Annotated in this window: 14 protein-coding genes; 13 read left to right on the top strand and 1 reads right to left on the bottom strand. The window is 32.9% G+C overall.

Going from position 1 to position 12,800, the window contains the following annotated elements:
* Positions 1-78 precede the first annotated feature (78 nt).
* The 12 genes from BM253_RS00900 to BM253_RS17245 all read left to right on the top strand — a co-directional run bounded on the left by BM253_RS00900 (position 79) and on the right by BM253_RS17245 (position 10,766).
* Positions 79-747, top strand: a complete 669-nt coding sequence (locus BM253_RS00900) for a DUF4271 domain-containing protein (protein ID WP_091517624.1) — start codon at positions 79-81, stop codon at positions 745-747.
* Between the two features lie 12 nt (positions 748-759).
* Positions 760-1,503 carry a uroporphyrinogen-III synthase gene (locus BM253_RS00905; protein WP_091517627.1) on the top strand — a complete coding sequence of 248 codons (744 nt, stop codon included), beginning with the start codon at positions 760-762 and terminating at the stop codon, positions 1,501-1,503.
* A gap of 108 nt (positions 1,504-1,611) precedes the next feature.
* Positions 1,612-2,490 (top strand): proline and serine-rich protein 1 family protein, encoded by an 879-nt coding sequence (locus BM253_RS00910; protein ID WP_091517630.1) that lies wholly within the window; start codon positions 1,612-1,614, stop codon positions 2,488-2,490.
* A gap of 106 nt (positions 2,491-2,596) precedes the next feature.
* Positions 2,597-4,198, top strand: a complete 1,602-nt coding sequence (locus BM253_RS00915; RefSeq protein WP_091518071.1) for a fumarate hydratase — start codon at positions 2,597-2,599, stop codon at positions 4,196-4,198.
* A gap of 284 nt (positions 4,199-4,482) precedes the next feature.
* The gene (locus tag BM253_RS00920) at positions 4,483-4,965 is read left to right on the top strand and encodes a hypothetical protein (protein WP_091517633.1); all 483 of its coding nucleotides are present in this window, start codon (positions 4,483-4,485) and stop codon (positions 4,963-4,965) included.
* On the top strand, positions 4,949-5,146 hold the full coding sequence (locus BM253_RS00925) for a helix-turn-helix transcriptional regulator (RefSeq protein WP_091517635.1): 198 nt from the start codon (positions 4,949-4,951) through the stop codon (positions 5,144-5,146). Before BM253_RS00920 ends, BM253_RS00925 begins: the two co-directional genes overlap by 17 nt.
* A gap of 161 nt (positions 5,147-5,307) precedes the next feature.
* Complete coding sequence (locus tag BM253_RS00930) at positions 5,308-6,465, top strand: serine hydrolase domain-containing protein (RefSeq protein WP_091517638.1); 1,158 nt, start codon at positions 5,308-5,310, stop codon at positions 6,463-6,465.
* Positions 6,462-7,181, top strand: coding sequence for a 3'-5' exonuclease (locus tag BM253_RS00935; RefSeq protein WP_091517640.1), 720 nt, complete (start codon positions 6,462-6,464; stop codon positions 7,179-7,181). Before BM253_RS00930 ends, BM253_RS00935 begins: the two co-directional genes overlap by 4 nt.
* A 31-nt stretch (positions 7,182-7,212) precedes the next feature.
* The gene (locus BM253_RS00940; protein WP_143095554.1) at positions 7,213-7,716 is read left to right on the top strand and encodes a hypothetical protein; all 504 of its coding nucleotides are present in this window, start codon (positions 7,213-7,215) and stop codon (positions 7,714-7,716) included.
* A 449-nt stretch (positions 7,717-8,165) separates the two neighbouring features.
* Positions 8,166-8,612, top strand: coding sequence for an OsmC family protein (locus BM253_RS00945; RefSeq protein ID WP_091517644.1), 447 nt, complete (start codon positions 8,166-8,168; stop codon positions 8,610-8,612).
* A gap of 152 nt (positions 8,613-8,764) precedes the next feature.
* Complete coding sequence (locus BM253_RS00950) at positions 8,765-10,453, top strand: ABC transporter ATP-binding protein (protein WP_091517646.1); 1,689 nt, start codon at positions 8,765-8,767, stop codon at positions 10,451-10,453.
* A gap of 157 nt (positions 10,454-10,610) precedes the next feature.
* Positions 10,611-10,766 (top strand): hypothetical protein, encoded by a 156-nt coding sequence (locus BM253_RS17245; RefSeq protein WP_177205680.1) that lies wholly within the window; start codon positions 10,611-10,613, stop codon positions 10,764-10,766.
* A gap of 158 nt (positions 10,767-10,924) precedes the next feature.
* Here BM253_RS17245 and BM253_RS00955 read toward each other — a convergent pair whose 3' ends face one another.
* Positions 10,925-12,289, bottom strand: a complete 1,365-nt coding sequence (locus BM253_RS00955; RefSeq protein ID WP_091517649.1) for a saccharopine dehydrogenase family protein — start codon at positions 12,287-12,289, stop codon at positions 10,925-10,927.
* Between the two features lie 102 nt (positions 12,290-12,391).
* Between BM253_RS00955 and BM253_RS00960 the strand changes: the two genes are divergently transcribed.
* A complete protein-coding gene (locus tag BM253_RS00960) occupies positions 12,392-12,781 on the top strand; it encodes a DUF423 domain-containing protein (protein ID WP_091518072.1) in 390 nt (129 codons plus the stop codon).
* Positions 12,782-12,800 lie beyond the last annotated feature (19 nt).

Below are 12,800 nucleotides of genomic sequence, written 5' to 3' on the forward strand. Positions count from 1 at the left end.
TAGCTTTTTTTAAATGTAGTTTTCTTAATAAAATTAAAAGGTTTTATTCCGCATAAAATTAGTATTTTTACAACGTTTATGGAAATAGATTTTTTAGATAGAAACAATTTTTCTCTTGATTGGGCAACGGTTTTACTTACAATAACCTTTGCCACAATTGTTATTACCCGACTTACGTTTCCAAACCGGTTTGATGATTTTATAAAACTGGCTTTTAATAATAAATATCTTTCTACGTACCGCGACAGCAATAACATAAAAAGCGGTTTTACCATAAGTATGTTTTTTGTGCAAATGGTTTCATTGAGTCTTTTTGTACATTACGTAATAAGCCTTACCGGTTTTTCTAACCTAAATTATTTCCCAACATACCTGCGTATTTTAAGCATTTTGTTGTTTTTTGTTCTGGTAAAATATTTTGTAGAAAAAATAATTGCGGTTTGTTTTAATATGGAAGAATTTGCCGAACAATACAATTTGGTTAAGGTTAGTTACCGATCTTATTTAGGATTACTATTACTACCTGTTGTTGCCATTTTATTTTACAACCGTTTTTCGTTTGATTATTTTATATGGGTAGTATCGGGAGTTTTCGTATTATTTAACACAATTTTGTTTATTCTTCTCTTAAAAAACTATCAAAAAGTATTTAGTCAGTTTTTGTTTTATTTTATTTTGTATCTTTGCACCTTTGAAATAGCACCCTACGTTATCTTATATAACTGGTTTGTTATTTCTAAGACCTAAAGCACAAATACCATGAAAGTGAAATCAATTTTGGTGTCGCAACCAGAACCTAAAGTGGAGAATTCCCCGTATTTCGACATACAGCAGAAATACAAAGTAAAAATTGACTTTAGACCTTTCATTCACGTTGAAGGTGTAAACGCCAAAGAAGTGCGTCAACAAAAAATTGACCTGAACAACTATACCTCTATTATTCTTACAAGCAAAAACTCTGTAGATCATTATTTCAGAGTTGCAGAAGAAATGCGTTTTAAAGTTCCTGAAACAATGAAATATTTCTGTCAGAGTGAAGCTATTGCTTATTACCTGCAGAAATATGTTGTTTACCGTAAACGTAAAATTTATGTTGGACAGAAAGATTTTGCTGATTTATCGCCACTTATTAAGAAATTTAAAGACGACAAGTTTTTATTGCCGGCATCGGATAAATTAAATGATGATGTTCCACAAACCCTTAATGACTTAGGTGTAAACTGGACACAAGGAATATTTTTCCGCACAGCAATGAGCGATTTGTCTGATTTAGCAGATGTAAAATATGATGTTTTATGTTTTTTCAGTCCAACAGGAATAAATTCGTTGTTTAAAAACTTCCCCGATTTTGTTCAAGACAACACAAGAATTGGTGTTTTTGGAAGCACAACAAAGAAAGAAGCCGAACTTTTTGGTTTACGTGTCGATATTATGGCACCAACACCCGAAGCGCCATCAATGACAATGGCTATCGATCAATATCTAGCAAAAGTTAACAAATAATATACAAAACCTCTTCGATTGAAGAGGTTTTTTTATGCTGATATTCATCCTTCATAAAAATTGGCATGATTCATGAAAAAGCTCAATAAAATAATAATCTTATAAATCATGAAAACAATAATTACTCTTTGCTTGTTAACCTTAAGTACGCTGACTTTTGCCCAAGAAGCCGGTAAAAAAGGTGAACTGTTAAAAAACGAAGCATCGGCTACCGAAATGAAAACGCAACGTAGCACAGATTTACCTCGTACTACATCATCATCTAACCAATCCGGAAACCGTTCGCTGACAAGAAGCGATAATAGAAATACAAAAACCCGATATAACTGGAATCAGAATTCAGGTTATTCCGAAGTGTTTTTACGAATTCCCGAATATGGTTATTATACAGTGGAAATTGACGATCAGGTAATCAGTTCGTCTTCTGGAAAGTATCGTTTTTTCGATTTAAAATCAGGCAGAATGATGCTTTCTATCTATCAAGACCGTTATTTAATTTACAGAACTTTATTAAATGTTCGAAACAATATGCGTATGGTATTAGATTTTTTCAACAATTATGGTTTGTATTTGTTAGATTCGTACAGAGTTCAAGGACAAATGTATGGTTTTAATGAGTGGGACGATGTTTGGAATAATCCTTATAATAATTCATCAAACTACAACAATCAACCAGGTTATAATCAACAAAAAGAAGTTATGGACAACCGTTCGTTTGATAATTTTGTGCAAACATTAAAAAGAACCGCAAGCTTTGATAAAGACAAATTGGCTTTTATAGAACAACAAGTAAAATCGGCATTGTTTACATCGCAGCAGATCAATACGCTTTTAAGCAGTTTTTCTTTTGACGACGCACGTTTGCAAGCCGGGAAATTACTGTATGATTATTGTGTTGACACTAAAAATTTCTACATAGTTTACGAAAGTTTCGATTTCGACAAAAACAAAAAAGAATTAATGAACTACGTTTCGAAAAGAAGATAAGAGAAGGTAACTTCTCTTTTTTTATGGATTTCACCTAAAATTTAGAGTCAGTCTAAAATCATATTTCAGTATTTTTACGCCACTAAATAACAATACAACAAAAATGATTGATTTTCTATATCAGGATTCGTATCCTGTACAAAAAGATGATACACAGTATCGTAAAATTTCTTCAGATTACGTAAAAATTGAAAAATTAGGAGATCGCGAAATTTTAACGGTTGACCCGAAAGGATTGGAATTATTGGCAGAAACAGCAATGACCGATGTTTCGTTTATGCTGCGTACGTCGCATTTAGAAAAATTGCGCGCTATTATAGATGATCCAGAAGCTACCGACAACGATCGTTTTGTTGCTTACAACTTATTGCAAAATGCAGCTGTGGCTGTTGGCGGCGAATTACCATCGTGCCAAGATACTGGAACGGCAATTGTAATTGCAAAAAAAGGCGAAAATGTTTATACCGGAATTGATGATGCAGAGGCATTGTCAAAAGGTATTTTCAACACTTATATCAACAAAAATCTACGTTATTCTCAGATCGTTCCAATTTCAATGTTCGAAGAGAAAAACTCGGGATCTAACCTTCCTGCACAAATAGACATCTATTCTAAAAAAGGAAATTCGTACGAATTCCTGTTCCTTGCAAAAGGCGGTGGATCGGCAAACAAAACCTTTTTATATCAACAGACAAAATCGTTATTAAACGATAAATCGTTAGAAGCGTTCATAAAAGCTAAAATAATGGATTTGGGAACGGCTGCTTGCCCACCTTACCATTTGGCTTTGGTTATTGGGGGAACATCTGCCGAAGCAACATTGGCAACCGTTAAAAAGGCATCTGCAGGATATTACGATCATTTACCAACAACAGGAAATATGGCAGGACAAGCGTTTCGCGATTTGGAATGGGAAAAACGCATACAGCAAATTTGCCAAGAATCTGGTGTAGGTGCGCAATTTGGCGGTAAATATTTGGTGCACGACGTTCGTGTAATCCGTTTGCCACGCCATGCAGCATCTTGTCCGGTTGGTTTGGGTGTTTCATGTTCTGCCGATCGAAATATCAAAGGAAAAATCACTGCCGATGGTATTTTTGTAGAACAATTAGAAACAAATCCTGCGAGATTATTACCAGAAACGGCTCCGCATTTAGAAGAACCTGTACATATTGATTTGGATCAGCCAATGGATCAGATTTTGGCGGAATTAACCAAACATCCGATTAAAACCCGATTAATGTTAAATGGAACCGTTATTGTTGCCCGCGATATTGCCCACGCAAAAATCAAGGAAATGTTAGATAATGGCGAACCAATGCCGGAATATTTTAAAAACCACCCGGTTTATTACGCAGGACCTGCAAAAACTCCGGAAGGAATGGCTTCAGGATCTTTTGGACCAACAACTGCCGGACGTATGGACAGTTATGTTGATTTATTCCAAGAAAACCGCGGATCAATGATTATGTTGGCAAAAGGAAACCGTTCACAACAGGTTACCGACGCTTGTGCGAAACACGGCGGTTTTTATTTAGGATCTATCGGTGGACCAGCAGCTATTTTGGCAAAAGACAATATTTTAAAAGTTGAAGTTGTTGATTTCCCTGAATTAGGAATGGAAGCAGTGAGAAAAATAACCGTTAAAGATTTCCCTGCATTTATTATTACCGATGATAAAGGAAACGATTTCTTTCAGAATTTGTAAACAGCTATTCGTTTTTAGCTGTTAGTTATAAGCTCAAAGCTCTATAAAGTTTGAAAACTTTATAGAGCTTTTTTTATTAAATCAATATTTATAAGGTAGCAATGCAACTCTGAAAACAAGTTCAGAGTGACAAATACTGGGTCATCCTGAACTTGTTTCAGGATCTCATTACATCAATTAATTTAATTTTTGTAAAACATTTATTTCAATATGTAAAAAATAATTTACATTATATAAAATTTTTATTACATTTGATTCAATCAATAATTTTAAAACTCTTTATTATGAAAAGTATTTATCTATTCCCGAACAAATTAAAAATTCCTGCTTTGGTGGTTTTTATAATTTCGCTTACATTAGTTATATTAATTCCTTTTGAAATTGCATATGAACTCCGAGTTCCTGTATTTGCAATAGCTAGTGATCACTTTCTAAGTTCTGAAAATTCTTTTTATTTTTCTTTTGGAAAGGAAGACATTTATAATGAGCTTGTTGACTTATTATTTTTTTCTAGTGGTATAATTTTAGCCTTTTCTAAAGAAAAAACCGAAGACGAAATGATTGGTTTAATTCGATATAAATCTATAACTAATGCTACTTATTTTACCTTTATACTACTAATAATTAGTGAATTTTTAATTTTTGGTATGCCTTTCGTTTATATAATTATGTTTTTTTATTACGCTTTTATCTTATTTTTAAACATCTTCTATTATACCAAATTATTCATCTATAAAAAACAATTCAGTTATGAAAACGAAGATTAAAGTATTCCGCGCCATTCATAACATCACGCAGGCAGAATTGGCAGAAAAATTAGGTGTTACACGACAAACCATCAATGCAATCGAAGCTGGAAAATATGCTCCGTCTGTAGAATTAGCTTTGCGCATGTCTAAAATGTTTAATGTAACCGTAAATGAAATTTTTCAGTTAGACGACGAGTAATTATTGCCATAGATACACGGAAATTATTTTAACTCACTTTTACATATTTATTTTAGAACCATTCAGAACACCAGTTAAATAAATCTGTGAATCTGTGGTAAAAAAATAAATTAGACCATGAATAAATTTTGTTATCTTTAATTTATCCAACAAATAAAATCATGAAAATTCTTATAAAAATTCTTAAATGGTTTGCAATTGTTTTTATAACAATCATTGCCCTTATGTACATTTTTGGTTACGGTTATTTGCTTCGTGCAATTCGCGTAACGTATTTAACTGGTCATAAAACGGCTTTTTTAGAAGATTACAGTTATTTTAATAATCGAGAAATTAAAAAAGGAACGGCGCAACCTTGGAATCTATCAAAAAATTACAATAAAGTTCCGGCTACCGAAAAGCTGAATCAAACACATAAAGACTTACAAACTACATCGTTCTTAATTATTAAAAACGACAGTATTTTTCATGAAAGTTATTTCGATATTGGCAAAGAAGACAGCAAAACCAACTCGTTTTCTATGGCGAAAAGCATTGTAACATCGGCATTAGGCAAAGCGATTAATTTAGGAATGATTCAAAGTTTAGATACTAAAGTAATTGATTTTTTACCCGAACTAACGGGCAAATTTGCGAAAGAAGTAACCGTTGGTGATTTAGCGAGTATGGCATCGGGACAAAAATGGGATGAAAATTATTACGGACCAACATCGATTACCACACAGGCATATTTTAAAAACGATCTGCGTTCGCTGATGTTGAGTTTACCGATTGATAAAAAACCGGGACAGGAATTTATCTACCAAAGTGGCGATACGCAATTATTGGCAATGGTTTTAGAGAAAGCTACAAAAATGACTTTGGCTGATTTTGTTTCGAAATATTTCTGGAAACCTATGGGAATGGAACATGATGCACTGTGGCAGATCGACCATAAAGACAACGGAATTGAAAAAGCATACTGTTGTATTGCCAGCAATGCTCGCGATTTTGCCAAATTTGGTAAATTGTATATGCAGCACGGAAAATGGAATGGCGAGCAACTGCTTTCTATGAAATTTGTTTTTGAATCGATAAACCCGCGTTTCAAAGAAAGTCCGCAATATGGTTACGGCTGGTGGTTATCAAACTATAAAAACAAGCATATTTACTACATGCGCGGGCATTTGGGGCAGTTTACTATTGTAATTCCCGAAGACAATTTAATCATTGTCCGTCTGGGGCATATCAAAGGTTTACAAACCACAACCGATGCGCACAGCAACGATTTGTATGTGTATATCGATGAAGCGTATAATATGTTAAGCAAACAGTTATGATTGATAAAATAGTTTTACCGAATATTCTTTTTTTGGATATTGAAACCGTTCCGCAATCAGAATTTTTCAATGAATTACCTGAAGATGCACAGCAATTATTTGCCGATAAAACACAATATCAGCGTAAAGATGATTTAACGCCCGAAGAATTTTATGATCGAGCAGGAATTTGGGCAGAATTCGGAAAAATCATCTGTATTTCGGTTGGATATTTCACCATTAAAAATGCCGAACGACAGTTTAGAACCAAATCGATCATTGGAGAAGAAAAACAATTGTTAGAAGAATTTAATGATCTGGTAAAAACACATTTTTCAAATCCGGCATTTGTATTTTGCGGACACAATATTAAAGAATTCGACATTCCTTATATGTGCCGAAGAATGTTAATAAACGGAATAAACATTCCTGAAAAATTGCAACTTTTCGGTAGAAAACCTTGGGAAATTCCGCATTTAGATACGCTGGAATTATGGAAATTCGGCGATTACAAACATTACACCTCGTTAAAATTACTAACACATGTTTTAAACATACCATCGCCAAAAGAAGACATCGATGGCAGCGAAGTCCGTAACGTATATTACAACGAGAAAAACATAGAACGAATTGCAAAATACTGCGAACGCGATGTAGTTGCCGTAGCACAAATTTTTTTAAGAATGCGTAACGAAACCATTTTAAACGAAAGTGAAATTTTTTCGGTAAATGAATAAAGTCAAATGATTAATTTTAACCAAATCAACTATGAAACAATTAATAATTTTATTTGTACTATTCCTAAATTGGTCAGTTTGCGTGGCACAAAAAAATGAAAAGCCTTTATTTAAAACCGACACCATTTCTCTGTTCAAATCAGATAATATTGAGAATTTTAAAAGTCAAATTAATCATAAACTTAAAATGTTTGATGATGAAATAAATGATTTATCAAAATCGAACTCTAAAATCAGTGTAATAACTTATAAAATACACTTTAAAAACAACGAAGTTTATATTACTGATATTTATTTCCTTGACACAAAAAATAAACAATTCATAGAAATGTTTGATACTAAGAGTTATACTATTAAACCAAATTTTGATGATGTTTTTGGACTGTGTAAAGATGGATGGACAGGAACAAGTACTGACAATAACAAATCAATAGATGAATTAAGTAATTTATTAACTTCTAATTTTAAAAAAAATATAGAAATAAGGTATGCCTACTTTGACATTGCAAATCAAATCTGTTACAAAACTTTCTAACCGTAATATTTTCGGTATAAAATACTTAAATGTTAAAATTTAAAAATAATTTTCTTTTTAAAAAATAAATTTAGAATTTTGTTCCGAAATAAAAATCAACAGAAAAATTAAAATGCAACAATTTATTAAACATACACGCAACTGTAGAATGTGGAAATTTCCCCGCAGAGGTTTTGTATGCACTAAATTGTAATTGTTTTACAACATAAATTTAAAAGTGAATCCTCTGCTAAACCGCAGGGGATTTTTTTATGCCCAATAATTATTTAACCATATATACACATAGAATATTTAAAAATCAACCTATGTCCATTTTGTAAAAACAAAATCTATGATAAACTTAAATAAAGACAACAGTAAATAGAAGAACTATGTGGTTAAAAACAAAACCTATGTAGCTAAAATAAAATTCAAAAAAAGTAAATTAATAATACATAAAACCAGTAATCATGAGCCTAGAACAAATTTCATTATTAAGTTTTGCCAACCAAAGCCAGTTAAACATTAAAAGCAGCGAATTACAATTTTCAATCACTCAAAACGATATGAAAAAGAATTCAAATGCCCATTTAGAATATCTTTTAGCAGGATTTGCAGCATGCATTAATATGGTTGGACATCAGGTTGCAGATGATCTGGACATGAATTTAAAATCGATACAGATTGAAATTAAAGGAACCATAAATACCGCCAAAACACAAGGCTTAAATGTGAAAGACCGAAGCGGTTTTGAACGAATTGAACTGGTTGTAAAACCTGTCACTAGTGCCGATTTAAGTACACTGAAGTTTTGGATGGATGAAATTAAAGAACGTTGTCCTATTTACGACAATCTTTTAAACAGCACCCCGATAAATCTGGTTGTTACAAAAGATTATACACAAAATGTAGCGTGATGACCGATGTTTGATGTTTGATGCTGGGTGCTGGGTGTAAATTCAGAAGTTGAAAACATCAGGCATCCATCATCAAACATCACACATTTAAAAAAATTGTTTAGTTTGTTTTTACTACCTTTAATTTTTATAATTATTGGTAGTATTTTTTTATGAAAGAACCGATTTTAAGGGTAGAAAATTTAAGTATTTCTTTTTTACAGGAAAAAAAATGGAACGAAGTAATACATTCTATTTCGTTTGAAGTTTTTCCGAACGAAATTGTTGGTATTGTAGGCGAATCGGGATCGGGAAAATCGGTTTCAAGTCTGGCTGTAATGGGTTTGCTTCCTAAAAATGTATCCGATTTAAACACGGGTTCTATTCATTTTAAAAACGAAAATATTACCAATTATTCCGAAAAAGCTTTTCAGAAAATTCGAGGCAAAAAAGTATCAATGATTTTTCAGGAACCTATGAGTTCTTTAAACCCGTCGATAAACTGTGGCGAACAAGTTGCCGAAATTTTAGAAACACACACTAATTTATCCGAAAAAGAAATTAAAGCAGAAGTTTTGCGATTGTTCGATCAGGTAAAACTGCCCGATCCGATTACAATTTATAATAAATATCCACATCAAATTTCGGGCGGACAAAAACAGCGGGTAATGATTGCGATGGCAATTGCCTGCAAACCCGAAATCCTCATTGCCGATGAACCAACCACTGCTTTAGATGTTACGGTTCAGCAGGAAATTATCTTATTGTTGAAGAATCTGCAACAGGAAACCGGAATGAGCATTTTGTTTATATCGCACGATTTATCATTAATATCAGAAATTTGCGATCGTATTCTGGTTATGTACAAAGGTGAAATTGTTGAACAGAATTCGGCTTTAAACATCTTTAAAAATCCCGAACATATTTATACAAAAGCATTAATTGCTTCTCGCCCATCGTTAAATGTCCGTTTAAAACGCTTGCCAACCATTCAAGATTATTTAAGTGGAACAGAAAATGCTGCAGCTATTTCGAAAGAGGAGCGCAAAGAACATTTGGATAAATTGTACAATCAAAAACCTTTGCTACGTGTGGAGAATGTTGAGAAAGAATATCTTTTAAAAACACATTTGTTCAAGTCGAATGATTATTTTAAGGCAGTAAACAATGTAAGTTTTAAAATGTACGAAGGCGAAACATTGGGATTAGTTGGCGAAAGCGGTTGTGGAAAATCGACCTTAGGAAATGCGATTTTACAGTTAGATCCAGCTACAAAAGGACAAATTTTCTACAGAGAAAAAGACATCACCAAATTATCGAAAAGCGAACTAAAAGAATTGCGGAAGGAAATTCAGATTATTTTTCAGGATCCGTTTGCATCGTTAAATCCAAAAATAACCGTTGGCGAAGCTATTTTAGAACCAATGAAAGTACATAAACTATGTGCAAACGATAAAGAACGTAAAGAAAAAGTATTGGATTTGTTGAATAAAGTAGGTTTGTTGCCAGAGCATTATGATCGATATCCACATGAATTTTCCGGAGGTCAGCGTCAGCGTATAGGTATTGCACGTACAATTGCTGTGAATCCTAAATTAATTATTTGCGATGAATCGGTATCGGCATTGGATATTTCGGTTCAAGCACAAGTTTTAAATTTACTGAATGACTTAAAAGATAATTTTGGATTTACCTATTTGTTTATATCACACGATTTGGCTGTTGTAAAATATATTTCGGATCAGATTATCGTAATGAACAAAGGAAAAATCGAAGAGCAAAACGAAGCTGATGCTTTAATTGAACATCCGCAAAAACCGTATACTCAAAAATTAATTAACGCTATTCCGAAGGGGATTTAAAAGAGTTAATAATCACTATCAATCTATTTACATATTTTTTTACAAATTATTAACAAACAACCAATTATGTTAATAAAATTATTAAAAATAGATTAAATCAAAATTAACAAACAACAAACAGGTTGTTTTTGTTAAAATCAATCACTATCTTTACAGAATGTTTAAAGAAGAAGAACTGTTTCTGATTCGAGAATGTTTGATGCGACAAGTAAATGAAGATTTTAAAAAAAATCGCAAACACAGCGAAAACAGTATGAAGATTTTACTTGTAGTAAAAAAGATTGATTTATTTATGGGCATTAAAGTAAGTTAATATACTATCTCACAGAACCAAACCACTATATAAGATATGGTGGTTTTTTTTATTTAGTATCTGCTTCAAAAAAGGAATTTTACGATAGCTTAAAATTAGATTCGGAACGAATTTATATTAAATAAAACAGCTCAATTCTAAAAGATTGAGCTGTTTGTTTATCTTATCATTCCACCATCATATGGAACTTCTTTTTCTTGAAAAATAATTCCAAAAGTTTCTAATTCTTTTAAAACAGGTTCGTAAACCTCTTTTGTAAGTGGCATTTGTATTCCCGGTGTAGTAATTTCACCATTTAATATTTTCAGGGTAATAATACCAACAGGCAAACCAACTGTTTTTGCCATTCCGGTTAATACTGCATCTTCTCCAAGGCAAACCATTGTAGCATCTATCTGAAAAGTTTCTGTACTTCCGGGCATGGTATAACCGAATTTATGATACATTACAATCATGTCTTTATCTGTTGGTTGTAACGTCCATTTTTCAGACAGAATTTTTTCCATAACCTGTGCCGGCGTTGCATTTTTCAATCCTACTTTTTTATCGTTATTAAAAAGATCCAAAGCTACAAACTTATCCCAAACGGTGTCGTCTTGTTCCACATTCAAAGTTAAACGGAATTTTACCTCTACAGAATCGCTTGGGTGATAATATAAAAACGAGTTGATAAATTCGCGGTACGTCATGTTTTCAGAATCTTCAATCGTGTAGGTATCATCGGTAACACCTAATTGAACCAACATATTCCAAGCACGCGAATAACCCACTCTGCGCATGGTTCCGCGGTAAATAGTATGTGCATTTTGCAAACCGTACGCTTCACGATATCCTAACGAATCTCGGTTCGCATACGCTTCAAATCTTCCAAAACCTTCAATTTCTAAAAATTCGGTACGTTTAAAAATACGTTGGTACGGAATGTATTTATAAGTGCCCTGTTGTAAAAATTTTGCTGCACCACCTTGACCGGCAACAACCACATTACGAGGATTCCACGAGAATTTATATTTCCAGATGTTATCATCAGATTCCGGAGCAACCAAACCACCGCAGAAACTTTCAAAATGAACCGGATTTCCGCCTTTTTCCCTAATCTCGTCTAAAACTTTCATGGCACTCATGTGATCAATTCCCGGATCTAATCCACATTCGTTCATAAAAATCAATCCTTTTGCTTTTACCTCGGCATCCATTTCTTTTAATTCGTTCGAAATGTATGATGCTGTCACTAAATGCTTACCATAAGTCAAACAATCGGTAGCAATAATCGGGTGTAAAAAAGCAGGCATCATAGAAATTACTACATCGGCTTTTTCTATCAATTTGGTGCGTTCTGTATCGTTATGAATATCTAAAGCAATGGCAAATGCGTTGGGATTATTGGCTATTTTATCTTGGATGGATGTGATCGACTGATCGGCAATATGAAGTTTGAACTGATGTGTTTCGGTACGTTCCAACAAATATTTGATTAAAGAAGAGGTTGATCTTCCTGAACCAAACAACAATATATTTTTCATTAATTTCTGGTTTTGAATGTGCTAAAAGTACTAAAAAAATAGCGCATGAAAAAAAACACTTATCGAAAAATAAAAAAGTGTACATTTGACAAAAATTTTCCCATGACTAGAAAGTTAGTAACATTGGCAGCTTTTTTTGGATTTGTTGCAATAATTTTAGGTGCTTTTGGCGCACATGCACTAAAAAAAGTTTTAACAGCAGAACAGTTGGTAAGTTTTGAAACTGGTGTACGATATCAAATGTATCACGCTTTGTTTTTACTGCTTATATCGCAACTAAATGTATTAACAGAAAAGAACAAGCGCACCATTGGTATTTTAACAACCATAGGCATTTTTTTATTTTCGGGATCGATTTTTTTACTGGCAACCCAAGGTTTATCGGGCATAAACTTTAAATTTTTAGGACCTGTAACACCCGTTGGCGGATTATTTTTAATAGTAAGCTGGTTTTTAACAGCGTTCTATTCTATGAAACAAAAAAACAATTAATAAAAAAAATACTAAATTT

Source organism: Paenimyroides ummariense, from assembly GCF_900115115.1.
Classification (GTDB): Bacteria; Bacteroidota; Bacteroidia; order Flavobacteriales; family Flavobacteriaceae; genus Flavobacterium; species Flavobacterium ummariense.